The 26,522-nt window shown below is 40.6% G+C and carries 18 protein-coding genes; 6 read left to right on the top strand and 12 right to left on the bottom strand.

What is annotated here, in order from left to right; all coding sequences use genetic code 11:
- Nucleotide 1: 1 nt before the first annotated feature.
- From SFU91_07520 to SFU91_07505, 4 genes are read right to left on the bottom strand one after another with little or no spacing between them, the layout of a single operon-like run.
- On the bottom strand, nucleotides 2–1,039 hold the full coding sequence (locus tag SFU91_07520; GenBank protein ID MDX2128866.1) for a small ribosomal subunit Rsm22 family protein: 1,038 nt from the start codon (nucleotides 1,037–1,039) through the stop codon (nucleotides 2–4).
- On the bottom strand, nucleotides 1,039–1,845 hold the full coding sequence (locus SFU91_07515) for a phosphatidate cytidylyltransferase (protein MDX2128865.1): 807 nt from the start codon (nucleotides 1,843–1,845) through the stop codon (nucleotides 1,039–1,041). Before SFU91_07515 ends, SFU91_07520 begins: the two co-directional genes overlap by 1 nt.
- Nucleotides 1,842–2,087 (bottom strand): hypothetical protein, encoded by a 246-nt coding sequence (locus SFU91_07510; protein ID MDX2128864.1) that lies wholly within the window; start codon nucleotides 2,085–2,087, stop codon nucleotides 1,842–1,844. The genes SFU91_07515 and SFU91_07510 overlap by 4 nt, the downstream gene beginning before the upstream one ends.
- A gap of 51 nt (nucleotides 2,088–2,138) precedes the next feature.
- A complete protein-coding gene (locus tag SFU91_07505) occupies nucleotides 2,139–2,621 on the bottom strand; it encodes a hypothetical protein (GenBank protein MDX2128863.1) in 483 nt (160 codons plus the stop codon).
- A gap of 191 nt (nucleotides 2,622–2,812) precedes the next feature.
- Between SFU91_07505 and dnaG the strand changes: the two genes are divergently transcribed.
- Together dnaG and SFU91_07495 are read left to right on the top strand one after the other, a co-directional pair.
- Nucleotides 2,813–4,804 carry a DNA primase gene (dnaG, locus tag SFU91_07500; protein MDX2128862.1) on the top strand — a complete coding sequence of 664 codons (1,992 nt, stop codon included), beginning with the start codon at nucleotides 2,813–2,815 and terminating at the stop codon, nucleotides 4,802–4,804.
- Nucleotides 4,805–4,888: 84 nt separating this feature from the next.
- Nucleotides 4,889–6,985: a tetratricopeptide repeat-containing sensor histidine kinase gene (locus SFU91_07495; protein ID MDX2128861.1), complete on the top strand. Its 2,097-nt coding sequence runs from the start codon at nucleotides 4,889–4,891 to the stop codon at nucleotides 6,983–6,985.
- A gap of 160 nt (nucleotides 6,986–7,145) precedes the next feature.
- Here the strand turns inward: SFU91_07495 and SFU91_07490 are convergent, their stop codons facing one another.
- Together SFU91_07490 and lysS are read right to left on the bottom strand one after the other, a co-directional pair.
- Entirely contained in the window at nucleotides 7,146–9,128 is a 1,983-nt protein-coding gene (locus SFU91_07490) for a hypothetical protein (protein ID MDX2128860.1), read from the bottom strand.
- A gap of 146 nt (nucleotides 9,129–9,274) precedes the next feature.
- Nucleotides 9,275–10,795: a lysine--tRNA ligase gene (gene lysS, locus SFU91_07485; protein ID MDX2128859.1), complete on the bottom strand. Its 1,521-nt coding sequence runs from the start codon at nucleotides 10,793–10,795 to the stop codon at nucleotides 9,275–9,277.
- A 398-nt stretch (nucleotides 10,796–11,193) separates the two neighbouring features.
- Between lysS and SFU91_07480 the strand changes: the two genes are divergently transcribed.
- The 3 genes from SFU91_07480 to SFU91_07470 all read left to right on the top strand — a co-directional run bounded on the left by SFU91_07480 (nucleotide 11,194) and on the right by SFU91_07470 (nucleotide 13,499).
- The gene (locus tag SFU91_07480) at nucleotides 11,194–11,808 is read left to right on the top strand and encodes a MogA/MoaB family molybdenum cofactor biosynthesis protein (protein MDX2128858.1); all 615 of its coding nucleotides are present in this window, start codon (nucleotides 11,194–11,196) and stop codon (nucleotides 11,806–11,808) included.
- Nucleotides 11,809–11,884: 76 nt separating this feature from the next.
- On the top strand, nucleotides 11,885–13,087 hold the full coding sequence (locus SFU91_07475) for an ArsA family ATPase (GenBank protein ID MDX2128857.1): 1,203 nt from the start codon (nucleotides 11,885–11,887) through the stop codon (nucleotides 13,085–13,087).
- 91 nt (nucleotides 13,088–13,178) lie between these two features.
- A complete protein-coding gene (locus tag SFU91_07470; GenBank protein MDX2128856.1) occupies nucleotides 13,179–13,499 on the top strand; it encodes a nucleotidyltransferase domain-containing protein in 321 nt (106 codons plus the stop codon).
- Between the two features lie 73 nt (nucleotides 13,500–13,572).
- Here the strand turns inward: SFU91_07470 and SFU91_07465 are convergent, their stop codons facing one another.
- The 5 genes from SFU91_07465 to SFU91_07445 are packed head-to-tail and all read right to left on the bottom strand — an operon-like array spanning nucleotide 13,573 to nucleotide 24,474.
- Nucleotides 13,573–16,830 (bottom strand): DUF499 domain-containing protein, encoded by a 3,258-nt coding sequence (locus tag SFU91_07465; protein ID MDX2128855.1) that lies wholly within the window; start codon nucleotides 16,828–16,830, stop codon nucleotides 13,573–13,575.
- Nucleotides 16,831–16,876: 46 nt separating this feature from the next.
- Nucleotides 16,877–19,984, bottom strand: a complete 3,108-nt coding sequence (locus tag SFU91_07460) for a DUF1156 domain-containing protein (protein ID MDX2128854.1) — start codon at nucleotides 19,982–19,984, stop codon at nucleotides 16,877–16,879.
- Complete coding sequence (locus SFU91_07455; protein MDX2128853.1) at nucleotides 19,977–20,603, bottom strand: hypothetical protein; 627 nt, start codon at nucleotides 20,601–20,603, stop codon at nucleotides 19,977–19,979. Before SFU91_07455 ends, SFU91_07460 begins: the two co-directional genes overlap by 8 nt.
- A gap of 24 nt (nucleotides 20,604–20,627) precedes the next feature.
- A complete protein-coding gene (locus tag SFU91_07450) occupies nucleotides 20,628–20,993 on the bottom strand; it encodes a hypothetical protein (GenBank protein ID MDX2128852.1) in 366 nt (121 codons plus the stop codon).
- 58 nt (nucleotides 20,994–21,051) lie between these two features.
- Nucleotides 21,052–24,474, bottom strand: a complete 3,423-nt coding sequence (locus SFU91_07445; GenBank protein MDX2128851.1) for a helicase-related protein — start codon at nucleotides 24,472–24,474, stop codon at nucleotides 21,052–21,054.
- Nucleotides 24,475–24,670: 196 nt separating this feature from the next.
- Between SFU91_07445 and SFU91_07440 the strand changes: the two genes are divergently transcribed.
- Complete coding sequence (locus tag SFU91_07440) at nucleotides 24,671–26,143, top strand: Mur ligase family protein (GenBank protein MDX2128850.1); 1,473 nt, start codon at nucleotides 24,671–24,673, stop codon at nucleotides 26,141–26,143.
- Between the two features lies 1 nt (nucleotide 26,144).
- Here the strand turns inward: SFU91_07440 and SFU91_07435 are convergent, their stop codons facing one another.
- On the bottom strand, nucleotides 26,145–26,507 hold the full coding sequence (locus SFU91_07435; GenBank protein MDX2128849.1) for a DUF5615 family PIN-like protein: 363 nt from the start codon (nucleotides 26,505–26,507) through the stop codon (nucleotides 26,145–26,147).
- Nucleotides 26,508–26,522 lie beyond the last annotated feature (15 nt).

Genomic DNA, 26,522 nt, shown 5'->3' with positions numbered 1-26,522 from the left:
TCTATTCGTATTGAATTGTAATTTCACCCGAAGCATGTTCTTCAAGATGGGTGGCAAGCGTTCCTTTCTTAAGCCGCTTGTAATCTTCCGGATAATGCCGTTTTGGAATATTGGCTTCATGTAAACCGGATTCGCTGCAAGTAAAGAGCGAGACATGAGGTTTATAAACTCTCGGCATTCCGAGTATGGTTTGGCGCGTTGTATCCTTAGGCATATTACCCATTTCAACAAGCGAATGCGAATCCCGAAATTTTTCAAGGACCAAAAAACTGAATGGAAGCGACCTTAAGTCAATTTCAAAAGCCTCTGAAAATTTCCTCCAAAACGCGGTTGTAAATGCTTCTGAAGGCACTTCGGCAAATTGATGGCACCAATGCCGTTCGTTCCCTTCAGCCAACGCGCCGCAAAATGCGTGGTGGGTGCAAGGAGCTATGATTGTCATTTTATCACGTAAAATATTACGAACCGATGACAGCCTACGGCTTGTTTCTTTATCTCCAGATTCAACCCAAATCACCTGTTCAGCGTTCTGAATTTGTGAGATTAATGACGATTCCTCATTGGCACTGAGTTCGCTCAGAAGATGACTCAAAAGCAAGGTATAGCCACTTTTAGGAAGCTCATCTTGAATAATGAAATGAGGGAATTTTTCTTTAAAGTTTTTCTTTGAAAATGAACTTGAAAGTGATGAACGATCAAAGAAGCTAAATGAAGGTTTTTGTTCAGGGCTTTGTTGAAAAAAGAGCGAAGAATTGAATGACTCGGCCATCGCCTCCGAAGCCGCTCCGCTTCCACATCCCCAATCAAGAAAGTGCGAGGTTTTGGGTTGCCAATGAAGGGCGCGAAGCCGTCTTAAAACAGCGTTCCATTTCCATTTGATGCGCTGGCCAAAGGTACGGTGATAATCTGAGAGAAGTTTTTCGCTTGTCCAATAATCATTTTTCCCTGCACGCTGTAAGAGAAAAGCGTTTCGAAGCTCGTGAAGTTTTGCAAAGTCAAGTGAATCGGGAGTAGGGGCGTCAGAATTAGGCTGTTGCATTACTTAAAAAAGGTGTGAGTCGCATAAAAAAAGACAAGCGGTGATACGAAACATAAAACATCGAAGCGATCAAAAAAGCCGCCGTGACCCGGAATTAAAGTTGAAGAATCCTTCATGCCGCTATCGCGCTTAAACATCGATTCGATTAAATCTCCTAAAGGTCCAAAAAAGCCGATGATGATTCCGACAATGATAAGATGGTAAAGGGGAATATTCGGTAAGTACTTTGAAAACCAAATTGCCACGCCAATACTTGCTGCAAAACCAGCATAAAAGCCTTCCCACGTTTTCTTCGGGCTGTGTTTCTCGAAGAGTTTTTGCTTTATCATTTTCCCCCCAAAAAACCGTCCTCCAAAATAGCCGAAGGTATCTGCAGCCCACACCGAAAAGAGAATCAATAGAACGAAATCCCCCTTTTCATCAAAGGCCCGCAAAGGAATCAAAAGCCCAAAGGCAAGTATAATGTAAATCAATGAAAGGGCTGTAGCCCCTAAGTTATGAAGCGCAGAGCCTTTCGAGCGAAAGAGTTCTATGGCAGAAAAAATCATAAGAATCACTGCAAGAAGAGCGCTTTGATCGGCAAAGGGTTGAAAAAAATTATAAAGGAGAAGTGTGGCTGAAGGGAAAAGAATCGCTTTCAATGGGAAACTTTGTTTGACCTCAAACATTTCAGAAAGCTCATAAAGTGAGAGCAATGCAAATGCACTCACGGAAATAAAAAACCACCATCCCCCGGCTTTGACTGAAAGAACAATTAGAGGCACAAAAATAAGGGCTACAATAACCCGTTGAAGTAAATTACTCACCCGTTATCTCCTTGATCTTGCGATTCACTCTCGAATGAAAGAATTAATGCCATCGCACGTTCTTGATGTTCTAAAGGAACATAAACGGTAAAATGCTCACTCATCACCAAGTGAAGCATTTGGTCGCGCTTTGAAAAGACTTGCGCTGGAATTTCAAAATCATTTAAGTAGCCACGAACCAATGTCGCGATTTGCTCTGTTGGTGAAGTGAAAACATCAATCCAACCGTTGATTTGCTGCATGTTGATTTCATTCGTTTGTAAATAGCACGCCTAAAATACGTGAGTTCTGATTTATTGTGATTGTTTTAATGGGATTTGTCGTGGTAGCGAATCGAGCGACCAACGCTTTCCGGTGTATGCGAGGTAAAGCTTTTCTGCCCTTTTTGTTTCTTGGTTTATGGCATCATGCTGTTGATGAAAAATCGTTGAAAGCGAATCCGCATGTAAAATAAAACGAACCACCGAATCCGGATGATCAGAATTTGGTTTCAAATTTTGAATCTCAGATGTTATAACCGAAAAGAGTTGTGTTCCCTCTCGAAGTTCATTTAAGGATGTCAAAAGCGAATCAAGAAGGGATTGCTTTGTATTGCCAAAGGCATTTGAACCTGTGGATTCAATCCCTTTTGAAAGCGCGCTTTCTGCAATTCTAAAATAGCGAAGTCGCGCATAGCCATAGACTTGTAATTTCTGAACCGTGTCTTGTAAGGCAAGGTAAATTGTATATGTTTCACGATCAATCACACGGTTCGAACGCCCGCAGGAAAATGACAAAAGTGTGAAACCAATGAATGTCAAAAGGAATGAAATTCTCACGGTTGTGTTTTAATATTTTTTCAATGTGAACTTAACTGATACGATGAATATTTCATTCATTTGACGAAACCAAGCGTTTACTTTCTATAAAGAAGGGTAACAAAATCGTAATTTTCTTTTACTTACCGAATACTGAATTTGAAATACTCATGTTAATACCACAATCCAAAATTGATGAAATTAAACAAGCGTCGGATATTGTCGATGTTATTTCAGATTATGTGGCGCTTCAGCCGGCAGGGAAACGGTATAAAGCAAAGTCTCCATTTAAGCCCACCGAACGAACACCGTCATTTTTTGTCAATCCGGAACTACAAATCTTTAAGTGTTTTTCAACCGGTATCGGAGGTGATGTATTCACCTTCGTGATGAAGTTAGAGCGAATGACCTATATCGAAGCCGTGAAGCATTTAGCAAAACGTGCTCGAATCGATTTATCAAAATTTGAAAAATCCGATCAAGCAGCCAATCAAGAAAACACCGATCACGATGTTCTCACTTGGGCTGCAAAATGTTTCCACCGTGCACTAAGCGAACCCGAAGGAAAAATTGCGTTAGACTATTTTCTCGAGCGTGGGCTAAGCAAAGATACAATTTCTGCCTTTGGACTCGGCTACTCTCGTGATTCTTGGGATTGGCTCATTCATCAAGCAGAACGTGAAAAAATTCCCTTCGAGAAACTCAAAACATTAGGCCTTGTTGCCTTTAGCGATAAGGCAGAAAAGTATTACGATGTTTTTCGGGCAAGAGCGATGTTCCCGATTTTTTCCCCCGCGGGGAAGGTTATCGCTTTTGGGGGAAGAATCTTAACAAAGGATAACGAAGTTGCCAAATACATCAATTCGCCGGAAAGCAAGCTCTATGAAAAGTCAAAAGTGCTCTATGCTTATAACTTCGCTAAAGATGACATTCGCCGTAAAAACGAATCAATTTTGGTAGAAGGTTATATGGATGTTTTGGCGATGCATCAGGCAGGGTTCAAAACTGCTGTGGCTTCAAGCGGCACTTCCCTCACAGCCGAGCAATCAAGAATGCTTGGAAGGCTTTCTAAAAACGTACTTTTTATTTATGACGGAGATTCGGCAGGAATTAAAGCAATGCTCCGAGGGATTGATATCCTACTCGAAGAAGGCCTTACTCCGCGAGTTTTACTACTGCCCGATGGGCACGACCCCGATAGCTTCGTAAAAGCCTTTGGCGCAGAGGAACTGAATCGATTTGCCGCCCAAAACAAAAAAAGCTTTCTTGATTTCAAATTGGAGTTTTATCACCGTGAAGGCTACTTCGAGACATCTGAGCGCTCTTCAGAGGCGGTGAAAGAAATTGTCCAAATGATTTTCAAAATTCCGGATGAAATCACACAAGGATTTTATCTCAAAGAAGCTGCTGAAAAAACGGGCGTGCTTTACGGTGCCTTAGAACGTGAGCTTTCAAAGTTAAAGAAGGGCAAAAGCAATCGCGAAAGCCGCTTCCGCCCAAATCGTGGCCCGCTTCAGCCCGGTGCTGAGATTGGTACAATTCGCCGCTACGAGAAATTTTCCCCCGAAGAGAGAGCCGGTGATGCCGGTGCAGAACTCGCGGTCAAAGAAAAATTGCCTTTTTCAGAAATTACCGCGGCAGAAAAATCACTATTAAAATCACTTCTCGAAAGCACTTATCACGGTACGGCAATCCTTGAATTTCTTAGGTTTCATCGAGATCTGTTCCCGTTGCCTCACTCCGATGTCGGAAGGGCAATCGATTTCATTCTTTCACGATTTGCACAAGCAGAAGCCGAAAATCGAATTGATGAGTTTAATGTCGTCACCGAATTGAATCAAGCCGAAGAAGAAGCACTTCGAGACTATCTCACTGGTCTTTTGGTTGAGCCGCCCATAAGCGACCGTTGGCAAACCGACCCGCCACATGTCTATGCCAAGCGATGTCTAAATGAATTTTGGGACGCAGGGCTTAAACTCCTCATCATTCCTTATGATGAACGCATTCACGCAAAAAAAAGAGAAATGGAAGAAGGCGTTCAAAAGGGTTTGGAAAATAGCTTAGAGCAAGAAGGGCAATTGAAAGAATTGGCCTCCCTTATCAAGCAACGAAATGAAGCGCAACAGAAATTTAATGGGGCTTTGAAGTCACTTCTGATTTAGCTTATCAAGTTATTGCCTTAATGAAAGTCTGTGTATTTTCTTTCATCATCAGAGCCCATTTTGAGAATCATCACAAAGATTACTATGAAGTTTATATCAATTTCGCTTCTAAGTATTGCGTGTTTAATCGGAACAGACTTACTTCAGAACTTTAACAAGTCAAGCAGACTTTATGCCCAAACCACCTCGGTTCGAGGGCTCAATGCCGATTCACTCCTCAGCCAATTAAAGACGGATATTGCCGATTCAACCCGCGCAAAAATTTTGAACGATCTCGCCGCGATATATAATCGCAAAAGCCTTTTTGATTCATCGATTTACTTCGCGCAAGAGTCTCAAAAGGTGTCCAAAAAAGTCAATAATTCTATGCTTCTTGGAAGAAGTTTGCAAGAAGAAGCGATTAGCCGCTCCGATAAAGGGGAATATCGAATGGCTGAAAAACTTTACAAAGAGGCGATTGAAGAATATCGATTTAATGGTGGTGAAAAAGGAGAGAGAGGCATTGCCTCAGTTTATATGAACTATGGCTTGCTGCTCACCAATCGTGGAGAATATGTCAAAGCGATGGAAATCTACTTTAACGCACTCAAAATTCGAGATGCCTTACAAGATACTTTCGGAATGGGCGGCATTTTCAATAACCTTGGGTTGATTTATGAAAAACTTGAAAAATATGATGAGGCCTTAGCGTATTACCGAAAAGCGGAGAAGATTGCGCGTCAATTTGACGCTCAAACCCCCCTTGCCGCAACCTTAAACAATATTGGTATCATTTGTGAAAGGCTTCAAAAATATCATGAAGCGATTCAAGTTTATGAAGAAGCACTAAGCATAAAAGAAAAAACCGGAAATAAACGCTCGATTGCGGTTACGATTTCAAACCTTGCCAATTCCTTTCGAGCCTTAAATCAGCTGGATCTCTCTCTTACTTACGATCAAAAGGCAATCAAAATTCAAGAAGAAATTGGCGATAAACGCAGCCTTGCAATCAGTTATCGCGCAATATCAACGACCTACTCAATGCTAGGTCAAATTCAAAAAAGCTATTTCTATGCTCAGCGCTCACGCGAAATAACCGAATCCATCGGGCTTCGAGAGGAATTACCTAAAGTCTATCTCGCCCTCTTCGATTTATCCTCAAAGATTGGCAAACCAGATTCCTCCAACTATTGGATTGGCCGATATGTCGGCATCCGAGATTCCATCTTCAATGAAGGAATGTTTAAACGCACTGAAGAATTAAAGGCACTCTACGAAGCCGAAAAAAAGGAACTTGAAATTTCAGCTCTCACCAACCAAGCAACCATCGCTAAGCTTGAAAAGGAACAAGAACGAATCATTTTTTTAGGCGGCGGGCTTGGGCTTGGGGCAATTATTCTCTTGCTTGGAATCAATGTGCGCCAAAAGAAAAAGGCGGCACTTGAACTCGAAAAACAAAATGCGCTGCTGATTAAACTCAATGAGGAACTCGTGAAAGCCAATCAAGTTAAAAGCAATCTCTTGGCCATTACTTCACACGACTTGAAAAACCCCCTACAGATTATTCTCGGATTAGCCGAGTTGATTCATGACAGTAAAGCAGCCGATGAATCAATAAAAAAATTATCCTCAAAAATTTTGAGCTCGACCGACCGAATGTATAAACTGATTCTTGATTTACTTGATAACGCCGCCCTCGAACAAGGGTACATCGAATTGAAACAAGAACGGGTAAATATCTCCCAATTGCTTGAAGAAATTACCTCAACTTTTGAAGCGAAATGCACCTCAAAAAATCAGGAAATGATAAAGGAAATCGAATCCGGACTAACCTTACAAAGCGATTCAGAAAGGTTGACTCAAGTCTTTGAAAATCTTCTTTCCAATGCCATCAAATACTCTCCAAGCGCTAAGCGCATTTGGATAAAGGCCAAAAGGAGCGCAATGCCTTCCACAAATTCTGAGGCTATTGAAATAAAATTCATCGATGAAGGGCAAGGGTTTTATGAACATGAAAAGGATAAGATTTTTGGGCAGTTTCAAAAACTTTCTGCTCGGCCAACCGCTGGAGAGTCATCAAGCGGGCTTGGACTTTCGATTGTCAAACAATTGGTCGAGAGAATGGGAGGATTAATAGAATCGACATCGGCAGGAAAGGACAAAGGCGCGGAATTCACCATTTACTTCCCGGTGAATTCTTAAATGATCCCAAAAAAAAATTCAAAGAAAATAAAAAGCAAAATCTAAAAAATGAACCTCTACAATCTCTAAAATGAAAACAATACTTATCACTTTCAAGGTATGATAGAGTTCCCAATCACTTTACAATTTTTAGAAAAAAAATAAAAGGCGGAAATGAAAATTAACCTAAACCACCATTTTTCTTCATCATCATTTGGGCCTTTAAGCCGGTAATCATTATGCCGTATTCACCACGCTTTTCGGGCTCGAGTACTTGTAGAGCCTCATAAACCTTCACTGCTTTCGCTAATGCACCTTGCTCTGTAAAAATTTCAGCAAGGCTACGAGTCGGGGTTTTAATTTCATCATCATCATCAAAGGGTTTTCGCTGCTCTTCAATTGGTGTTGGATTTCCCGTTTCATAAACCGGCGGAAGCTTTATCGAAGAAAGGGTTTTTGCCAATTTATCTAAATCTAATTCGGGCGAATAAACACTTGGTGAAATCGGGGGAAGGCTAATGTTAGAAAGCGATTTGGAAAGGTCCTCAAAATTTATACCAGAAAAATTTGGCTGTGAATCATTTTTCGGTGAATCAGCCAAATTGCCCGTAGCCGATATATCGGAGTTTGAATTTGGCACCTCTGGAATTGCAGGAACAGGAATATTTGGTAAAGGAATATTTAATAAGGACTGATTGAACTTTTCTTGATCAAAAAAATTCAAATCATCCTTTTTAACCTCTGGAGCTTGTATTGGCGGAGGGGTAAGATTTTTCAAAGCCTCCATTAGTTTCGAAGTGTCAAACTCGCCTATCGGTGAAGTTGGAAGAGGAATATCTTGTGCATACACGGGTTTCTCAAAATCTGCTAATGGATCCAGTGAGGCGCCCAGCTCTTTTTCGATAAGCTCAAGTGAACTAAGATTCATTGGGTCTTGAAAAGTATTGGAAGAAACAGGGTTGCTTGTCGATTCTGAAGGGATATTCGTTTCAGTTGGGTTTTTTTCAAAACCCGCCATTGGGTCTAACACAATCCCAAGTTCTGCTTCTAAAAGCTTCATTGCTTCAGCCTGCAATTCTTCGGGAGTTTTAATTTCTTGTTTGTCGCTTGGAGAGGAATAGAGAGGCATTTGGGTTTTCAGAGATTTCTCATCGACAAGTGGTTTTTTCGCCGTTGTTTCCAAAACAGATGATTTCACTTCGTTGAAATGACTCGATTTTGGTAAGCCCACATAAGTTTTTTTCCAACTTTTTGAAATGTTTGGCAAGGCCAGTGCCACTTTTTGTAGGTCAAGTATTTTGCCTTTCGGTAAAGAAACGACATCAAACGCTTTATCTTCTTCTATTGGCGCCGGTCGAGCAGCAGGTTGCGATGACGCCATTTCTGCCATTGACGGATCCATTTTCAGAAATTCCCGTATTTCATCGTCGCTGAAGCCAATCAGTGCCTCGCGCAGATGCTGAGGGATTTCAACCGGAGTGGTATTTGCAACTGAAGAATTCAAAGCACTCGAAGGCGGTATCGATTTTGGAAGTTCTTTTTGAAGAAACGGTGAAATCGGTTGCGCGCTCGCCGTTGATTTTGGCGATCCCGTCGATTGAATTCGCCCGGTCAAATTCGATAGTGCTTCGCTAACCTTTGTTGTGTTAATACTAACCCCCGAATTCTCTTGACCCATTGGTGGCTGTGGCTTTTGCTTCGATTGAAGGTCGTAACCGAAATCAATGGATTTTTCAAAAAGTTGAGGTTCAGGGTGAATCGCAGGCTCACTGGGCAAAATCGGCTTTTCATCAATGAATAAATCGCTACTCTCTTCCTTAAGTCCCAGATTTTCTGAAGATCGACTGGTTTCAACTTTAATTAGCTCCGAAGGTGCAACTTCGCTTTGCGGTGCAATCGATAGGGCATGCTCAAAATGACGCCGAGCTCGAATCAAATCTCCGGTCGCGGCATAAGTTTTCCCTAAGATCATATGATAACGGTACGAGTGATCTTCATAAACATCCGCCACCGCACGAAGTCGCGTAATCACTTCCTTAAATTTTCCTTGTAAAAAAAGCACCTCAGCAATACCAATAATTGCAGGGGCTTTAGGCTCTTTCGCCAATCGGCCAAGAAGAACTTTCGTTCGTTGAGCAAGTTCAGCGTCTGTTTTTTGTCTCATAAGGAAGTAGAAAGCCGTGTAAGTGTATTCAATATCCGATTAAATAACTCACGCAAAAATAGATTTTAACGGATTACTTGGGAAAATAGAAAAAGCGCGGATTTTTTCCGCGCTTTAATTGCGTTTCAATTGCTTTTGAGGACACTTTATTCGGGTTTTAAGTGTGGGAAAAAAATTACGTCTCGAATACTCTCTTGACCCGTAATGAGCATTGTTAATCGGTCAATTCCAATTCCAATACCTGCCGTTGGTGGCATTCCATATTCAAGAGCACGAAGAAAATCTTCATCAACGCCCATTGCCTCTTCATCACCCCGCTCGCGAAGCCCTGCTTGCTCTTCCAAGCGTTGCCTTTGGTCAAGCGGGTCATTGAGTTCTGTATAGGCATTGCAAACTTCCTTTCCGGCAACAATCAATTCAAAGCGCTCAACTAAGCCCGGCTTTGAACGGTGCTTTTTTGTCAAAGGCGACATCTCAATTGGATAGTCCGTAATAAATGTCGGTTGAATCAACTTTGACTCCACAAATTCACCAAAAATTTCATCGATAATTTTTCCACTTCCAATCTTCGGATCAAGCTTCAGGCCTAATTCAGTTGCAATTGCTCGAAGCTCAGTCTCCGTTTTTCCTTCAATCGTTTTACCCGTGTATTTTTCAATCGACTCCGCCATTGTTAATCGAGCAAAGGGTGCTTTCAAATGGATTTTATGTTCACCAACTTGAACCGTTGTTCCTCCGCTAACCGCTTTTGCAACTTCTTCAAAAAGCGTTTCAACAAATCCCATCATCCACACATAATCTTTATAAGCAACATAGAGCTCAAGCATCGTAAACTCAGGGTTATGAAAACGGCTCATTCCTTCATTCCGAAAGTCTTTCGCAAATTCAAAAACACCATCGAAACCACCGACAATCAACCGCTTGAGATAAAGCTCGTTGGCAATACGCAAAAAAAATGTCGAATCAAGAGCGTTATAATGGGTTGTAAACGGGCGGGCAGAGGCTCCTCCGTACATCGATTGCAAAATTGGCGTTTCAACTTCAAGGTAACCGGCGTCCGTCATGACACGCCGCATTGTTTGTATAATGGTTGAACGCTTGCGAAACACTTCACGAACTTGTGGATTAACAATTAAATCGACATAACGCTGTCGGTATCGCATTTCTTTATCGGCAAAAGCATCATAAATCACTTTCTTTCCATCCACATCTTGCTCTTTAGCAACGGGAATCGGACGGAGCGACTTCGCTAGCAAGGCTAACGATTTCGCATGAACCGAAATTTCTCCCATCTTGGTTCTAAATGTAAATCCATCAACCCCTATGACATCACCAATGTCAAGCATCTTAAACATCTTATAGGTTTCTTCACCCACATCATCCTTTTTTACATATACCTGTATTCGGCCGTGCGAATCTTGCAAATGAAAAAAAGCAGCCTTTCCCATATTTCGAATCGTCATGATTCGCCCCGCTATTTTTACATCCCGACTTTCTCCGTCAATAAATGACCCTAAAATTTCAAGAGCATTCGTATTTACTTCATACTTTGGCGGATATGGATTCACGCCCATTTCGCGAAGTTTTTGTAACTCCTCACGGCGGCGAAGCATTTGATCATTTAATTCTTCAAGGTGTGAAACCGGCTGCTGTTGCGACTCCGTCATATTTCTAATTTTTCGATAACCCGATATGTGTTAAAAAAGTCATAAGGTGAAGTAAAAAGAGCACTTTATTTCAAAAAGTTTTTTCCGTTCATTGATTCAAAAACCCATTTTTCTAAAAATCTTCTCTTTCATCAAGAAGTAAATGAAGCATTTTTTCCAACCAACTTAGAGAATATTTCCCCTTTCTCTACGGCCTTTTTGGGCGTTTTCGTCAAATTCATTTTTCATAGAAAAATTAATTCGTAACCAAAAAAAGGAAAACGACTCTGAGTATATTGAATCCTTAAAATAAGGATTAATCGCCGCTTATTCTGAAAAGTTCGTTGTAGTCGTGAAGTATCTGTGCGAACCCATTTGGTTGAAAATGAAAATGAACAAAATGAAAAAATGAATCACCAATGACGACAACAACATCTACCGTTACTGCCGCAATTTCATACGCCGCCGAGCCCCGAGCGATTCGAGTTGCAGTAATTACCGTTAGCGATAGAGCTTATCAAGGTATCTATAAGGATGAATCGGGTCCAAAAGTCGCCGCTGCATTCCCAGCCGATGTTTACGAAGTGGCCATTCAACGAATTGTTCCGGATGAAGCCAATGCCATTTCAAATGAAATTGTTCGATGTGCAGAAATTGAACGAGTGGATGTCATACTAACCACCGGCGGCGCTGGGTGTTCACCTCGTGATGTAACACCAGAAGCCACATTCAAAATTTTACAACGCGAAGTTGTAGGACTTTCAGATGCTATTCGTCTTTCTTATCGTGAAACGCATCCCACCCTCATGCTCTCGCGTGGGGTGAGTGGTATTCGGAATCAATCACTTGTGGTGAATCTTCCCGGAAGCCCTGAGAATGCAAAACTTGCGCTTGAAATTATTTTACCCGCATTGCCACATTTCGTCAAAACAGTTCGTCAGCAACGGCGGCCGCCAAGAAAAACGAGTACAAACAGTCCCGGGGGTGATTCCGGATTTCCAAAACAGACCAAACCAAGGGGGTACAATCGATAATTATTTTTTTTTAAATTATTACAGCTATTAACCCATCTGCTCTTTGAAGTATTTTGCAGTTGAAAAAGAAAAAACTATGAGAATTATTGTCTTTACAGGAAAAGGCGGCGTTGGAAAAACATCGGCCGCCGCGTGCACCGCTCTACGCGCTGCAGAAATGGGTTACAAAACCCTCATTATGTCCACCGACCCGGCACACAGCCTCGGAGATTCACTCGATCGCGAACTCGGGCCATCCCCAATGAATATCACAAAAAATTTGGATGCTCAAGAAGTCAGCGTGTTTAGCGATCTCAATCATAATTGGGAAGTCGTTCGCGCTCACTTTGCCGAACTCATGCGTAATAAAGGAGTCGACGGTGTTTATGCCGAAGAAATCGGAATCCTTCCCGGAATGGAAGAGCTCTTTTCGCTTTCTTACATCAAACAGCACAATGAATCAGGTAAATATGATTTGCTCGTCGTTGACTGCGCGCCAACCGGCGAAACCTTGCGTCTGCTCTCGCTTCCCGAAACCTTTGGATGGGTTATGAAGATGCTCCGCAATGTCGAGCGTTTTGCCGTTAAACCGCTCATTCGGCCGCTTTCAAAAATTTCCAGCAAAACCGAAAAAGTTGTGGCTCCGGCAGCCGTCTTCAGCGCAATCGATAATCTCTTTACCGCAACAGAAGGCATTATTGATCTTTTAGCCGATAACTCGAAATGCACGGTTCGCTTAGTAATGAACCCCGAAAAGATGGTCATCAAAGAATCAATGCGAGCACTGACTTACTTGAACTTGTATGGAATTACCGTCGATAGCGTTATCATCAACCGTGTGCTTCCTCAAGAAAAAGACTCCGGTTACCTCAATGAATGGAAAAAAGTGCAGCATAAATATGTGGATGAAATTCATCATGCGTTTGCACCAATCCCCATCTCAAAAGTGCCGCTGTTCTCTCACGAAGTTGTTGGGCTTGATGCACTACGCTTAATGGCCAATGAAGTCTATAGTACCAATGATCCAATGAAGGTTTTCTTCTCCGAAAACCCGATTGAAATCAAAAAACAACCTGAAGGGTATTTCCAATTGCGGATGAAATTACCCTTTGCCAATACCGTTGGTATGAACATTCAATTGCAACAGCAAGGCGATGACCTCACGGTGCGAATCGGAGACAACCAAAAAACCGTTACACTGCCCATCTTCCTTGCAGGCCTCAAATCCGATGAAGCCTACTTCGAAGGCCATTGGCTTTGTGTGGACTTCCGCCACGCTGAAAAAGTTCTCGTTTCCTAAGCCAATCTTCGGCAAACAAATAAGGCACCTTCGGGTGCCTTTTTGATTTGGTGATTTTCGTTACAGGTTTTATAAATTTCCCAAAAAGAATATGGAAAAACAGGAGCAGCAAATATCACTTTTGGTTACTCGTTTAGTGAATGAATTTAAACCGAAGCGAATATTCCTTTTTGGATCTCAAGCGTGGGGGATTCCCTCCGAAGATAGTGATATTGATTTATGTGTAATTCTCGACTCAAGTGAAGAAACGCCAAAGGAAAGAAGAATTCGAGCAAGAAAAGCCCTACGAGATATTCCAATTCCAAAAGACATTTTGGTCAAAACAATTGAAGAAATTGAAAAAGGAAGAAAGGTTCATGCATTGTTAGAAAGTCTTATCCTCGAAAAAGGGAAATTGGTCTATGAATGCTGAAAGAGATAAACGCAGTTAAAATCTGTAAACTCGCCCAGAAACATTCATTTTTAATCAAATAAAGATTAAGGAACTACTCTTTCATAAGTCTTAAACCCAACTGCATAGCAGCTTCCTTTGCAGCATTCACAAGTGGACTATTTTCCTCTAATGAATTTGATTCGCTAGACTTAATGGTAAAGTTTATAGAAATATCAACTTTATGCCCGTTTTTAGTAAAGGGAGCAATGAAACACCTGAAAAGTTCTGTGTAATGTTCTAAAGAAACATCCCCTGAAACTGTAAGCCTATTGATTTTATTTAATGGTTCAACTGGCGGTAATGGCACGGGAGGTTGTAATGGATTTTCAGATCGAGGAATTGGTGTTGGAATAGGTTGTGGTGAAACTGATGGTTCAACAAATGAACTTTTATCCAAAATCCAATAACTCTCATCATCTATTTTCAGAAAAGGGATAGTTTCACCAAAGTAGATTTTGTTCCAAGTTTTTCCGTCGCCTGAACCAATACAAAATTGCTTGTTCAAACAATAAAGAAGAATAGAGTTTGAAAACACACTTTCATTAAGAATCATTGGGAAGTCGTTATAACGCAAAAAACTTTCATAACAGTCTGTTAGACGAATGGATTTTTCAGGTGTTGGAAAAACATTTAATCGTTGCATCAAATTAATCCCAATTCCTTCGAGCAACCATTCTTCTTCAATCAACTTTTTTTTGAGTGTGAAATCAATTTGTGAATCCAAACTGTCTTTAGGTTCAGTTAAAATCAATATTTTAATGCCTTCACGCGTGTGATGTTTTGCAACGACTGAATAAGCAGTTGAAATTCCTGACTCTAAAATTTTTGATGAATCCTCGATTTTCTTCTTTAATTCATGCTTTTGCTCGGTTTCTAATTGCCCTATGTATTCTGAATTCACCTTGACTGCTGCTAAATAGACTCGAACCAATTCGTTCAATTTCAACATTGCTTCTTCTGAAGGCAACAAAAAAAGAATTGTATTAGCATAAGTCCGCGCTGTTGACCCTTTTTTGGTAGCTATAGAGGTGATTTGTGTTTGGGTGTCATGAACAAAACTTCTATTGCTATAAGTATGTCTTGGATTTAAGATAATTAAGGTGAGTTTTTTTTGCTCTGAAACATCAGTTGAAGGGTCAACTAAAATATTGAAGTGTTGAACCGATTTCGTTTTGTCCTTAATTCGGCGAATAACTTCAGCATAAATTTCATCGGTAGAAATGTCTGACTTTGCCTGATTAATTAAAATGTTAAGATTTGGCTTAATATGAAACCAATACCTTTTTTGGTTCCCATTTTGAGCATAGTACAAATAGTAAGCACAGGCTTCTAAATCATCTAACGCCGTATTGACTGTGTTATGATTAATACCATTTGGTGAAAGCAATTGTAGTTTTAACTCTTGAACAGATACCCCTTTATTTGCCCCATCCGCACCAATCGTGTTAAGCAAAATGCAAGATGTGACTGTTTGGGCGAACCGACCGCTTCCATACCCATTTTTCTCTAAGTCTAGTTTAGCCGAATTTGATATTGAACCCAATACATCTGCAGACAAAACCGCACTAAATCCGTTTCCATATAATCTCTGAATTTGTGCACGATACCCTTCTAAATTATCCAAGTTGACATCACTGGTTTGAATAAGAAGGTTACCACCTGAAAGAGAGTCCTTCCTTTTCCACAAATCACTCACCAAAAGTGCAAGAAGCCTCAATACGCCGCGAGTTCTTTGAAATTGTGAACTGCTTGCCCAACGATTCTTAAAAATATCTATGAGTTCGGGGTGAAACGGGTATGATTTTTGAATACGATCTTTATAATTCGATTTACTGGCATTGCTTGGCACTTCCTTTGCAATTGTCTGATAAAAATCGACATACTGAGAGGCAACTTGAACTATATCTTCTTCATTACCGGCAAAGTCAAAAAGCCGACGGCGGATAACTTGATAGATTTCATCATCAGAGACAGGCATTGTATCGTTTGAAAGTCTCCCAACCCGCTTACTTAAACTTGTTAACATCGCGATAGAAGCATCTGAGGTCCCCGCTTCTTCTGCACTCGATGGCAGTGTTACTACCGAAACGGCTTGCTTAACTTGTGTTACAGCCTCGGTTAGGGCTTGCATAAATGAAACCGTTTGCTCACCCAATGTGCTTTTACCAACAACACGAGCCGATGCCTTTACACAATAATCCGTGAGTTCATCAATCAATATCAGTGCAGGCTGGGCTTTTATTAAAACTTGTTTAAACACTTCCGAAGACGGCGAAATCAACTCTTTGTCATTTTTTTGAACAATCTCAAACCCATCTTTTCCACATAATTGATAAGCTAATTCTCCCCAAAGGGTTTGAATATGAAGGTCGCCTACGCGGCGCCCGTTCGAAACATCATTCGTTGCATTCGTAAATACTGCAATATTGGCTTTCTCAAACTTGGGAGCGGCGATTCCATTAAAAAGCTCATTAACAACCTGCGAACCCTCAATTAACCGGTTTCCGTTTTTGCATAAATGCAAGAGGGAAATCAGTGAGTGAGTTTTCCCACCGCCAAAATTGGTTTGTAGCTGAATAGTTCGGTTATCGGCTTCTTCATCACCATTAAGCCCCATAACCACACGTTTTGCTAAATTTTTTAACCCCTCAGTGATATGTGTTTTTGAAAAAAAGAGAACGGGATTGTTATACACTTCAGGGCCGCTCCCTAATGCAACCTCACTGAGATTTGCGGCAAATACTGATTCATCTAAACGCCCTTGTGCAATATCACTATGAGGTTTTACGACATTAAACCAAGGTTGTGTTTGAAATAAGGTTGGGCTTGGTTTTGCTTTCTTTGTACTTGCCTCAGGTTTTCCATCTTGTAATAGGGAAAGCTCTGCCTTCAATTCATCCAATTTGAGTTTACCGAGGACTTTCTTCATTTGAATGAACACATCATTGTATTCATCTTGGTTAATATCTTGAAAGTGTGCCAACTTATCGCGCACATCTTTCATCGTCTCAAAATGCGTTGGCAGCTGCGTAACATCGTTCTTAAAGTCACTTCTCAGGTGTTCTTTGAACTGAATTGCAATTTGCTTTAAATGAGGATAATCAATCAACCCTTTAGGATTTATTCCACCTGCAATGCCCTCTTGCCAATTTTGTAACTGCCCACTATTCAAAATCCTTTCATACTCTTTAGGCCAAGACACGCCAAAAGCATTGCTGAATTTACCCGAAAAGTAATCTCGCATTGCCTCCAAAAATGTGCCAAATGCCTTAAAAAGAATATCGCGTTGATGGTTATTGATGTAAGTCATGAATGTAAAGGTGGTTGGTGTTTAACCGTATTTGAAAATATTCGTATCAATTGAATAGGAAGCCTTGATTATCCGGATCTCTATCGTTTGCTTTTGAACGCAGTGCCTTAACCTCTCTCATAAGGCTATCTCGCTGAAGAAGCAAATCCACTACCCATTTTGCATCTTCCGTTCCTTTTGGCAACACTTCGCCGAGCGAATTGAGAACGCGCCACACCGTTCCGTTTGAACTTTCTGTCACGCTCGCCAAGTAGGATAAAAGTGCAGCACGGTCTTGCGATTGATAAAGTGCCATTACCCGATGCGCCATATTGATCAAAGGCTCTTCATTCCTTGTACCAAGCGTAGGAAAGGCGCGGAAACGCTCAAGGCATGTCCCCAATTTATGGATGGTTTCGCCCGTTTTTTTACGTGGCGGTCTATTATTTTGTTCTTCCTTGTCGTTATCATCATCTTTTGGCTTGGTTGCCGGCTTAAATGTCGTTTTAGGTAGAATACCGGCGCTTACCAAATCTTTGGCATCAATATTAAGCCCTACGCGAGCCAACTTGGTAATATCATCAAAATCAGAAGCGCTAAAGCCATACAGTTGCAGCCACGAAATGTAAAACTTCGTATAATCATCACCTTCAAAGCCTTTAACCAAGGCATTAAATGCGCTTTCTTTGGCCAAATCCAATAGCTCTGCCACCGACACCACACTGCCATCGCCCTTTTCAACACGTTCATATTTCCCAAATTCACTCACCGCTTGCCCAAAACACGCCGTTAACAAATCGGCGCCACGAAACCCTAACGCAAAAAGCTCGTTGACTTCTTTTTGAATGCGCTTTTCAATGAACCCCCGAACCTCTTGGTAACTACCAACTCCAACGCGCGATGATGGCTTACAGGGAACCGTGATTGAAGATTCTAACACGTTGCCTGCAAGGGCTAAACTACGGTTTTGCATTTCTGAATCAATCGCCCAACTTCCGGTGATATTCATCCGTGCGCCAAGAATGGAATTGCACAGCGTTGTCCACGCTTCCGTGCTTTGGTGGGCAAACATAATGCTGACAATATCGCGGGTTTGATGCTCAAGAGCATCGAAAATCTGGCGTAATTTTGTTTCAAAATGAGTTTTAGCATCTTCTTCACTGCCATTGCGATGGTGCTTGAGCGCCGTACATTCTTCCATCTTCGGCGTTTGGGGTGTGGCGAAGTTTTCAGGAAATACCTCCCCAAGAGTTCGCTTGAGCCATACATAAAAAAAGTCGGAAAGGTCGGCATACGCAATCGCATCATAATAGGGAGGGTCGGTGATGACCGCGGTAAGAGATTTTTCAGGAAATTGAGATTTTTCACCGCTTGAGGCTTGTTTTAAGTTACTCCAAATTGAAATTTGACTTTCTGATTCAATATATCGGGTAATCCATTCCAATTGATTTAAGGCACTGCCGGTGGCATTGCAAAAAGGATTTGATTCAGGGTAATCAAAAATCATTGGGATAGCTTGTTTTGAAAAGGGATGTTCAAGTGTTTCACGCCTGATATTTAATCTTCCAAAAGTAGTATTGATAATAGAAACCCTATCAATCAAAATCGCCAAGTATGCCGCTATGGCTTTACCATAGTCATCGGTTTTGGCATTAAGTTCATCGCAAAGACTGTGGTGGTGTTTAACCAAGGTCTGTAAGGCAAGCAATTGCCGCGGAGAAAACAGTTGTCCCCATTCTGAGATGCCCCAACTAAATGTATCTCCTCCGGCAGAATTCCGTTGCATTTTCTCGTTTGGCGGTGAAACATTGGGTATTTCTTTAACAATGGCTTGTTCCAACATCGTTGATTTACGATATGATTTGCCGTTTTCACCTTCTTCAATTACGGAAAGAATCACTTCCTCTAATTTTCCTTGAATACTTTGGTCTTTAATTTTTACTACGTCTGTTACGCTGTTACAAATAGGGCATTTTAGATTTCCTCTATTATTCCATCCTTCAAGTTTTTTCTCATCATATTTCCCTTGAACAATGTCAAACGAAATGGATTTGCCTTCAATATTGGGTTTTAGATAAATGTGTTTGGTTTTGGTATTAACCAAATAAAATTGTTTCAGAAGCGGGACTTTTGCGCCACAAGTGGGGTTAGCACAGGTTGCCACACGCGCCCAATAATAGGCAATCGGTTTTTTCCCATTTACGGTTGGGTAATAATGGCCAATTTCTGCTTCGGTTTTGGCAAGAAGTTTCTTCGCAAAAAATTCTACATCAAATGCTAAGCGGTTAGGGATGGTGATGGTAGGGTTATCAGGAAAATCAGGGTTTTGCACATGCCATTCCTTTTCACCGTAGCGTGCAATGAATTCACTTTTGGTAAAGGTTATTGGTTTGCCATACTTCTGAGGGTATTCCAAACTCCCTTTTTGTATGATATGAGCAACAGGGTTAAGGTCGTTCCCATAACTTCTACATCCAAGCCTTGCCGCTTCTAAAGGGATAGCGCCGCCTCCTGCAAAGGGGTCAAAAACGCTTGGCATTGCATTAAGGAAAACTTCAATTGCTTGATGAAGGTCATTCTCTTTCTTGGCAATTTCTGGCGTGTTTATATGGCGGTTGGGTATGTCGTAAAGAGCCTTTTCTACTGTTTTAATTGCGGAATACAATGAATCAAATTGCGTTGAAAGCTGGGAAAATGGCGTATCACGGTTTTCAGGTAACGTAGCTTGATACGCCACAAAAATGAGTTTACGTGCAAGCGTTAATATTTGTTCGTTGTTTTTGTTCTCCCACTTAATGAGAGAGTTTTCTGAAAGTGTTTTTTTTGGTGGTGTGGTTTTGCCTATGTCTTCATTTTTTAAATACGTATCAGAGAATTTGCCAATGAAGGCTAAAAGCCGATTGCGGCGGGTGTCAGGCGTGGCTTGATTTGGTTTATATCGTTCATCAAGCAAATTAGAAACGGCTTCTCGGAAAGGAGTCGGGCAGTATTCATCGTCAGGGTCAGGAACGAGGCTTGCAAAAACGACGGCACGGCAAACGGGGAGCGGTCGGCGCGCCCACCATAAGTGCAAGGTCGAAATATGTCCGTGGCGAATGGATTTATCTCGCACACTTTCGGCAGAAATTTCTTGAATTGGAAGTGCGACTTCAATAAGTTTTTTTGGTTCAGGCATTAGACTGTTTATTGGCTTCGATCCATTTTTTTATTTCTATGATGAGGGAATCAATCGGCTGCTCATCAAAACGGTCAGGGTTATAACCTTCTTCTTTACAAACAATGGCGTAGTCATGACTAAATTTCAAGTAAAGTTGAAAGATAGCTTTGTCTTTTGGAATAGAGGGGTTTTTGTTAGATAACCAATTTCTGACGGATTTTACAATATGGTCTTGCTTATTGTTATGGGCTGAAAAGTCAAACCCACCCGTATCGGAAAGAATGGGTTTCGCTTCGTAAGGGCTTCTCTCAAAAACGAGCATTTCCTTCTTCTTCCACTGTTTGTTACCCGAAATTTTTAACCCATAATCAATGCCAAATTCAAAAGGCATATTAAAACGAGGTAGTCCTTTTGAATTAGGTTCTACACGAGAAAGGTCATGAATGGAATACAATGAGCCTTTCATAAGTTCAACAATAGTTTCTAAGCGAGGTTTCGAAGAATCTTTTGTTGAAGAAAGTTTGGGTTCAAATCCCGAATATATAACAGTAAAAAGAAGTGGCTTCAGAAGTGAAAAAAAATCGTCATCAAAGGGGCAATTAATAAAGACAGAGTTCACATTAGGTAGTCTACCCATTGTAGGAAAAGGGAATAGGTTGATTTAAACAGTGATGCCCTCACTTGTAACAGTGTTTACATCTTTCCGAAGCCTAACGGATTTAGGAGAACCACTTAACCGAGATAATTGGTTAGGTTTAAGTGTTATAATTGTCCCATCTTTTTTTACCCAATGAATATTTTGCTTAGGGAAAATAGTTACTGCCTTTCTTTTAGCACTAGATAGTGAAGCATACTCAAACTGTCGATCTAAGTTAGCGGAGTTCCAAACGACCCATTTTCCGTCAAAATGCGCAACAAATACATTGGGCTTGTTATCTTTGGCTAACTTTTCCAAAGATGTTACAAAAGATGTTACGCTTCTTCGTTTGCCACGAACGTTGCTTGGGCGTTTTCTCAATGCCTTCATTTTCAAAAAATTGTGTGGTTATTATAAAGAGAGCGAACCAAAAGAAAATTTAAGGTGCTTATCGAACTACTTTTTTCCATTCCTCCATAGCTAAAAAATATTGAATCCCTTTTCCTTTAGGAGTAAATTGAAGAACCTTTGCTGGGTTTCGAATTCGATAAAGTTCAGGTATAGACTTGCAATTCAAAACTATATATAACCACGCTGTTTCTCCAAGTTGCGCTAAGCGATTCATTTCATTTTCAGTTAAGAACACATTACCATCTTGGTCGCTTCGACCCTTTACTTCAATATATCTTTTTAAGTGTTCAGGTGAAAGACTACGAATATCATACCCTTCGTTAAGCTTACTGACATCTGTGGGTACCCAGCCATCTTTCATTTCAAAATCCATAGAAAAATTCATTGCAATTGTCTCAACCTCTTCATCACGGCTCATTCCAAAGAAAGACTCGTACTCAAGTTTTGAAAGTGGGATAATATAAGCGCAACCCAAAACTTCTGGTGGCTTTTTACTAAGTTCAGTCATTCGCTCCAAATCGGATAAACGAACTTTTTTTCGATCAATAAGCTCCTTATAGCGTTTTTCCTTTTCAATCAGCTTCTCAGAAGAACGTGGATCACCGAAAAGCAATTTTCCCTGTAAATCTGATATATCTTGCTGTATCGATATAAGTAATTGGGTAAATGCTTCATCAATATTTCGTTTTCTACTATCAATATCTGCTCTTATCCTTGATTGTGCTTCATCATACTGCGGCTTTGTGATATTTAAATAACTCCACTCTTCAATATCATTAAGTTGAACTGGAGAAGGAGGTAGATAAGTCTTTGCGAAGACAAGCGGGGGTTTTAAGTCAATAATTTTGGCAGGGGAAGTCTGTTCCCAAGTGTTTGTCTGATTTCGAAAGACTAAGCTGAGCTTTTCATCTGCGACACTTTCTCCGTTGTTATTTGATCTATTGTCCGTGATTTGTGATTTAACCAAATACGCAAAGTGTTCATGTGTATCTTCTGCAGAAACAAGAACCGTTCCCTTTAGCATACTCTCCCGATATTGTTGTATAACAACTCTCAAAAGTGAATCAAATAAGATATTGCCCGGATTGATAAACTGTAAGCGGCCGATGTCCCCAAAGTTTTGAAATTCTAAAAAAATCTGTTTGTCAAAGCAGAATTTGATAGAAGAAATTATCTCAGGATTTAGATTGTATTCATTTTTCAGAATTTCAGAAATTAGTGATGGCAAATATTCAATTCTATAAATTCCCTTTCTAACTTCGGTAAACTTTCCACCCAATGAATTGAAAGCTGTCTCAAAAAAAAGTCTTATGTAAATCGGTTGTAATCTTTTTTCGTCACTTAAATCCTTCAATTCTCTTGCTTCTTTATAATCAACAGATGAACGTGCAAGCTCCTTTTTTTGGTTATTTATTTTTTCTCGAAAAATCTGATAATGATCATCATCGCTTTTGCTTAAAAATTGAGAGAATTCATTTTCAGCTCCATTAAGTACAGATTGTAAGATTTTCTCCAAAGGAATATTTTCTAATACATCTTGAATAACATCGTAAACGCGGTCATCTCCCATTGCCCGCCGTATATTATCGAGTTTTGAGAGTAGTCTTTTGAGTACAGCGCCTTCTCTTGTATTGGAAGCAACTAAATTAAAAACAAAAACATCTTGTTTCTGACCATATCGATGTATTCTACCCATTCGTTGCTCTAAACGATTGGGATTCCAAGGTATATCCCAATTAATTAAGAGCCTGCAAAATTGGAGATTTATACCTTCACCGGCTGCGTCAGTGGCAATAAGTATAGAAACATCAGGTGTATAAAACTCTAACTGCGCTTGTCTTCGTTCATCTACCGACATTCCTCCGTGAATCGTAGCAATCTGATACCCGTGACTTTTTGATAGTCTATCCTTTAAATAATCAAGAGTATCTTTATGTTCGGTAAAAATGACGAGTTTTTCTTTGTTTTCTAAAACACCTTTATCTCTTAATATTTTTTGTACTTCATGAAACTTTTTTTCTTCCTGATTTCGATCAACCAAGGCTTTGGCCATCTCAAAAAGACGTTTTAATTCATTCGCCTCAGTCCTGATTTCATCGATATTTTTTGATGTTGTAAAGAGCTTGAATTTTTTTGGATCATTCAGCAGTCTTTCTAATAGGTCCCGTTCTTCATCTTCCAAGTCATCATAATCATCTTCATTAGTGATATCAAAATTATCTAGTTTATGCTTTTCTTTCCAAAGAGATGGATTTTTTTCAAGATCTTCCACAAGACTAAGCAATGACTTCCACCGCCTTTCAAGGGTATTTTTTATAGCAAATAAGCTGCTCGCTAATCGTCTCTGCATTACAGTTAATGCAAGTGAGACATGAATATTTTTTTCTTCAGCGGCTTCAGCCTTTCGTTTGGTTAAATAGTTTGTTACTTCATCATATAACTGTTTTTCTTCCTCCGTCAATTCATAAGAAACAGTTTGGGTAAACCTATCTTTATAGAGTGGTTTTCCATTCCAATCCTTCATATCCTCTTTCAATCGTCTTATAAAAAAACGATTTATTCCATTTTGCTCGATTTCCTTTACTCTTGTTTCTGCTAAATCATTGGTGGCAAATATATCTTCATCAAGTAGTTGAAGAAGCATTTGAAATGTGTCAGCGCGCCCTCGGTGCGGTGTGGCCGTAAGTAATAACAAATGTTCACACTGCTTAGAAAGTTGGTAAGCAGCTTGATAGCGTTGTGAAAAATATTTTTTATTCCCGTATGTATATGCAGAAAGTTTATGAGCTTCATCAAAAACTATGATATCCCAATGGGTTTGAATGAGAACCTCCATAATTTCCGGCCTTGAAATAAAATCCATTGATGAAACCACACGATTTGAAAAATGAAATACCGTTGGTTCAGCTGTGAAAATACTTCGGTTAACAAGTTTAAAGTTCATATTAAATTTGAACCCTAATTCGTCTTCTTGCCATTGCTTAGTAAGGCCACCCGGTGTTATAATTAAAATGCGTTCTATAATCCCTCTAGCAAGTAGTTCCTTTAGTATTAAACCTGTCATGATGGTTTTTCCGGCTCCTGTATCATCAGCGAGCAAAAAACGTATTTTGGGCAGTGGGAGTAAATGTTTGTAAACAGCTTCAACTTGATGGGGTAGTGGGTCAACTATACTGCAATTGACAGCATATAGCGGATCAAATTGATAAGCGGAGTGTATTCGTTCTGCCTCAGCAAACAACTTAAAATGAAGTGGATTCCCAGTAAAATCAAATAAGCCATCAGAACTGATAATTTCACATTGTTCAATTTCCTTTTCAGAAAGCATTTTCTTTCCAACTTGATTAGAATTGATTCCCGAAAAAGTAATTGCATAATCAGTGCCTATTTTTTGAACCTGCGTTATCTTTACAGGTTCATTAATCAAAATATTCTTAACTATTTGACCTTGAGTAAACATAGAATAGAGGAAATTTGAATTGAGTCAGCAATGAAGTTTAAAGGTTGCGATTAAAGGTTTTTACTTTTTATAGTTAAAATAAACTCAGTTTTTTTTCGCAAAGGATAATAAAAGGATGTCACTAAAACTACAACAATATGACTAAAATCGTTATATATGAAAGTACGACAATAAGAAATTACAATCTCTGCACTTCGTGTCCAAACATCACTACTACTTCATCGGCATCGGCGGCACGGCAATGGCCTCGGTCGCATCAGCCTTAGCCAAAAGCGGCGAAACCGTTTCAGGCTCTGATTCCGGCGTTTACCCGCCAATGTCCACCTTTCTTCAATCTCAAGGAATTCCTTATCACACATCTTACAGCGAAGAACAGATTCTAAACTCAGGCGCTTCTCACATCGTGGTTGGCAACGCGATTAGCCGCGGTAACCCTGAGCTCGAGGCAGCATTGAATCTTCGCTTGCCACTCCTTTCAATGTCAGAGATCATAAAAACAAAACTGATTGAAAGCCACACATCGCTTGTGGTAACAGGAACGCACGGAAAAACTACGACCACTTCAATCGCCGCATTTCTTGCCGATGCCGTTGGATTAAACACCGGCTTCCTCATTGGCGGTATTCCCGAAAATTTCGGCTACGGCGCACGCCCGGTTCCAAACCCCAATGCATCGGGCGTCTTCATTATTGAAGGCGATGAATACGATACCGCCTTTTTCGATAAGCGCAGCAAATTCTTGCACTATCGCCCCGATATCGCCATTGTCAATAATATCGAATTCGACCACGCCGATATTTTTGCCTCCATCGAAGAAATTGAACTTTCCTTTCGTCGCTTCATCAACCTCATTCCTAAAAACGGCATCTTACTCGTCAATGCCGCCGATTCCCGCGCTGTAGCACTTGCCAAGAAATCGCTTGCGCCCGTTGAGCAGTTTCAAGTATGTACAGATAGAGAACCATTAGGAGAGGCGGAGTGGGAAGCCGGAGAAATAGAATTGGATAGTGGCGAAACACGCTTTCATATTTTCTTTCGTGGTGAATCAGTCGCAAAGGTAAGTTCACCTCTTGCAGGTTATCACAATGTTTCCAATGCGCTCGCAGCGATTGCAGCCGTCTATCATGCCGGAGAAAAAAAGAAGTCAGTGAGCGAGATAGCCGGAAGATTGAGTCATTTCAAAAGCCCAAAACGGCGGCTGGAAGTCATTGCTGATAACTCGCGTCGGCAAATCACGGTGGTCGATGACTTTGCACATCACCCCACCGCAATTCGCGAAACGCTCAAAGCACTTGCACAGCGCTTCCCTCAAAGGCGCATTGTGACTGCATTTGAGCCGCGTTCAAATACAACCACGCGAAGTTTTTTTCAAACGGAACTCGCCCTGTGTTTTGAATTGGCATCGGTTGTCGGAATTGGTGCGGTAAATCGCCCTGAGCGGTATTCAGAGTCTGAAAGACTCAATCCCAAAAAATTGGAGATGGCGTTAAATGAAAATGGGAAAGCGGCTTATGCCACGCCTATTCCCGTTCCTGAAAATCATATCGACTTGCTCGCCGCCTTTATCACCGCACAAGTGCGCGACGGCGATGTGGTCATACTCTTAAGCAATGGCAGTTTTGATGGATTAGGGCAGAAAGTGATTCATCAATTGGGCTTGAATCAATAATCTACGGTTGAACCCGTATGAGTTTCATTCTGATTTTATTTAACGAAATCACGGTAAAATTATTAAAAAGTTTTTCCGCATCACGAAAAGCTTTCGAGAGTGAAGTGCATATAGATTCAAGATCAATTGTTTCAAAACGTAGAAGAACAATACCGGTAGAATTTTTTTTTAATCTGAAAGTTAATTCCCCAAAATCTTTATCCTCAGTTACAAGAACTAATTTTTCATTTTCAGCAATTGTTAGAACTTGTTCGTCCGTGGCGGAAGGTGCGATTTCCTGTATTGATTTCACGGAATAGCCAGCATTTCTTAGATATTGAACAATTCGGTAATCCACACTTTCATCAGCTAAAAAGGATACCATAACAAAAGTATTGAG

It is taken from the genome of Chloroherpetonaceae bacterium (genome assembly GCA_033763895.1).
Classification (GTDB): domain Bacteria; phylum Bacteroidota; class Chlorobiia; order Chlorobiales; family Thermochlorobacteraceae; genus JANRJQ01.
The sequence above is the reverse complement of the archived record's forward strand: the minus strand, read 5'-3'. Positions and strand labels throughout refer to the sequence as shown.

Excerpts from the sequence above, each read along its gene's own strand:
- SFU91_07495 (MDX2128861.1), top strand. The coding sequence starts at position 4,889 with ATGAAGTTTATATCAATTTCGCTTCTAAGTATTGCGTGTTTAATCGGA.
- SFU91_07510 (MDX2128864.1), bottom strand. The coding sequence starts at position 2,087 with ATGCAGCAAATCAACGGTTGGATTGATGTTTTCACTTCACCAACAGAG.
- SFU91_07490 (MDX2128860.1), bottom strand. The coding sequence starts at position 9,128 with ATGAGACAAAAAACAGACGCTGAACTTGCTCAACGAACGAAAGTTCTT.
- SFU91_07480 (MDX2128858.1), top strand. The coding sequence starts at position 11,194 with ATGACGACAACAACATCTACCGTTACTGCCGCAATTTCATACGCCGCC.
- SFU91_07460 (MDX2128854.1), bottom strand. The coding sequence starts at position 19,984 with ATGCCTGAACCAAAAAAACTTATTGAAGTCGCACTTCCAATTCAAGAA.
- SFU91_07435 (MDX2128849.1), bottom strand. The coding sequence starts at position 26,507 with ATGGTATCCTTTTTAGCTGATGAAAGTGTGGATTACCGAATTGTTCAA.
- SFU91_07470 (MDX2128856.1), top strand. The coding sequence starts at position 13,179 with ATGGAAAAACAGGAGCAGCAAATATCACTTTTGGTTACTCGTTTAGTG.
- lysS (MDX2128859.1), bottom strand. The coding sequence starts at position 10,795 with ATGACGGAGTCGCAACAGCAGCCGGTTTCACACCTTGAAGAATTAAAT.
- SFU91_07520 (MDX2128866.1), bottom strand. The coding sequence starts at position 1,039 with ATGCAACAGCCTAATTCTGACGCCCCTACTCCCGATTCACTTGACTTT.
- SFU91_07475 (MDX2128857.1), top strand. The coding sequence starts at position 11,885 with ATGAGAATTATTGTCTTTACAGGAAAAGGCGGCGTTGGAAAAACATCG.
- dnaG (MDX2128862.1), top strand. The coding sequence starts at position 2,813 with ATGTTAATACCACAATCCAAAATTGATGAAATTAAACAAGCGTCGGAT.
- SFU91_07455 (MDX2128853.1), bottom strand. The coding sequence starts at position 20,603 with ATGGGTAGACTACCTAATGTGAACTCTGTCTTTATTAATTGCCCCTTT.
- SFU91_07450 (MDX2128852.1), bottom strand. The coding sequence starts at position 20,993 with ATGAAGGCATTGAGAAAACGCCCAAGCAACGTTCGTGGCAAACGAAGA.
- SFU91_07465 (MDX2128855.1), bottom strand. The coding sequence starts at position 16,830 with ATGACTTACATCAATAACCATCAACGCGATATTCTTTTTAAGGCATTT.
- SFU91_07445 (MDX2128851.1), bottom strand. The coding sequence starts at position 24,474 with ATGTTTACTCAAGGTCAAATAGTTAAGAATATTTTGATTAATGAACCT.